This window comes from Priestia aryabhattai B8W22 (assembly GCF_000956595.1).
Taxonomy (GTDB): Bacteria; Bacillota; Bacilli; order Bacillales; family Bacillaceae_H; genus Priestia; species Priestia aryabhattai.
Genome location: NZ_JYOO01000067.1, coordinates 1 through 1,650 on the forward strand (window position 1 = coordinate 1; position 1,650 = coordinate 1,650).

A 1,650-nucleotide genomic window follows, 5' to 3' on the forward strand; every position below is an offset into this window, starting at 1 on the left:
AATCTAGGACGTCAATATACTTTATGCAGCTTTTTATACATCGTTGATTTATCAACGTTTGGCCTCGGGCTGAGTGACAAATAGATGTATAAAAAACGTACCTTTTATTCATATGTTACGCTCTGATAAAGTATAAATAAAAAATTTACCACTGTATTCAATTTACATAATCCAAGTATAATTAGAGAGATAGAGGAAAGAAGGGATTATGTGTGCAAAAATAAAATGAATCAGTTGTTTGAAGACCAAAAGAGTGTTCATGTACTGTATTCCTATAACGAGTCAGAAGATTATATAAGACAAGCTGTTAATTATATCCAAAATGGAATTTTTGCTGGAAATTGCATTATTCTTATTGAAAATGACCGTTTATATCCTTTCATTCATAACGAACTAAAAACACTATTGACCACAGATCAAATGAAAATGATAAACCGTATTAACAATTTCGATTTCTATTATTCAAGCGGTAGTTATCATCCACCTGCAATTCTCGATTACTTTAATAAAACCGTACAACCTTACTTAGAAAAAGGAATTTCTTTTAGATCATGGGCACATGTAGAATGGAGTAGTATGGAAGATCCTCTGCATATAATCGAAGATTTTGAAAAGATAGCAGATAATGCTGTAAATCAACTATCATTTCCATTAATTTGTGCATATAAAAGTGAGAGAATGCCAGAATACCTGAGAAATATTTTAATGGAAACACACCCTTATATTCTTTTAGAAGATGATTTAATTCTCTCTGAACAATACCCATCATCAACTGATGTGAAATAAAAAAACAATGAGTATGATTACTTAAGCGTTTTTTATTTCTCCTTTTAGATCTAACAATGCTTTGACCTTACAACGGAAAAATGTACTCTTTATAGAAATAAGATGATATTATTAATTTGCAGTTATCTTTTCTTTATTTGTTATACATTTGAACTCTTTTAAAAAGCTATCTAATTTCTATGTAAAGCCAATGCTCATAGAAATTAGATAGCTTTTTTATGCTAATAAAAAATGTTGAAAAAGGAGGAAAAATATTATGTTAACCAGAAATGAATTTTTCTTATTCAACAGAGAACTATTATTTTTAATGGATCAACACTCTACATGTACTGATTCTAGTCTAAAAGAGATGCTAGTCACACAGATTGCTCTTATGCTTGCTGTTCTTAGATAAATTGCATATTAATTTTATTATCTTTCTATTTCTTGATCCCTACGCTTATTACGCTTGTGAATTCCCCCAACATGTTGAAAAAACGAAATCTGTTTCATTTTCTCCACATTCTTATCAATCCAATTCAAGGCTTTTTCCTTCCAGGCTTTCAATGTCTTATTCTCTTTTCTTAATTCATGAAGCTGCTCATTCGCCTTATCTAACTCTTCTTTTGACACATAATCCTTTTATACATATGCAGAACGTTTCAAATAATTGATTTTGTATACAAATATGATATATTAAAATTCAGACTATTTTTTACAAATTTCAACGTAACCCTATTTTTAAGCAACCTCCCGTCCACTGCAGAGGTTGCTCTTTTATTTTGTATATATAGCAACATATTAAAAATAGCCCCTAATTACAGAACGTGATAATCTATGAATGTTTCATACTTCGAATACGTATGAACAAACCCTTACAAAAAA

At 29.7% G+C, this 1,650-nt stretch carries 2 protein-coding genes; one reads left to right on the top strand and one right to left on the bottom strand.

Going from position 1 to position 1,650, the window contains the following annotated elements; genetic code table 11:
• Positions 1 to 210: 210 nt before the first annotated feature.
• Complete coding sequence (locus tag N178_RS25395; protein WP_237758612.1) at positions 211 to 786, top strand: MEDS domain-containing protein; 576 nt, start codon at positions 211 to 213, stop codon at positions 784 to 786.
• A gap of 411 nt (positions 787 to 1,197) precedes the next feature.
• Here the strand turns inward: N178_RS25395 and N178_RS25400 are convergent, their stop codons facing one another.
• On the bottom strand, positions 1,198 to 1,398 hold the full coding sequence (locus N178_RS25400) for a hypothetical protein (protein WP_045295640.1): 201 nt from the start codon (positions 1,396 to 1,398) through the stop codon (positions 1,198 to 1,200).
• Between the last annotated feature and the right edge of the window lie 252 nt (positions 1,399 to 1,650).